Annotated in this window: 1 pseudogene; it reads left to right on the top strand. The window is 34.4% G+C overall.

The features are described 5' to 3' along the window. A pseudogene (locus E3U55_RS17620) lies at positions 1 to 640 on the top strand (transposase); the annotation flags it as partial.

The raw sequence follows: 640 nt of genomic DNA, 5'->3' as shown, positions 1-640 counted from the left end.
TAAAAGACGAGAATCTTCTTGACCTTTTGGTTGGGAAAACAGTCGAGTTAGCTGTTAAGCACGATATTATCCAATCTAAATCAATTATTGTTGATGCTACACATACAAAGGCAAGATACAATCAATTGACCCCACAGGAAATACTACGTAACCGATCCAAAAAAGTTCGAAAAGAGATCTATTCAATTGATGAATCTATGAAAGAAAAATTCCCGAAAAAACCCCAATCCGACACAATTGAAGCTGAAATTAATTATACTCAAGAACTTATTAAAGTAATTGATCAAGAACCAACATTGAAAAATTATCCTAAAATAAAAGAGCCATTGAATCTTTTAAAGGAAACACTTGAAGATGATATTGAGTTCCTACAAGAATCGAATGACCCCGATGCTCGTGTGGGTCATAAATCAGCCGATTCTGCATTTTTTGGATACAAGACTCACATAGCGATGAGTTATTACGGCTGCAACAGTAACAACTGGTGAGAAAAGTGATGGAAAACAGTTAAAAACACTGATTCAAAAGAGTCAAGCAAGTGGAATAGAGGTTGAGAACATTATTGGTGACGCCGCTTATTCTGATAAAGACAATCTGAAGTATGCTGCAAAAAACAATTTGAAATTAGTTTCAAAATTAA

Origin of the sequence: Filobacillus milosensis (assembly GCF_004402015.1) — a bacterium.
Classification (GTDB): Bacteria; Bacillota; Bacilli; order Bacillales; family Alkalibacillaceae; genus Filobacillus; species Filobacillus milosensis.
This window is presented reverse-complemented; position numbering and strand designations above follow the sequence as displayed.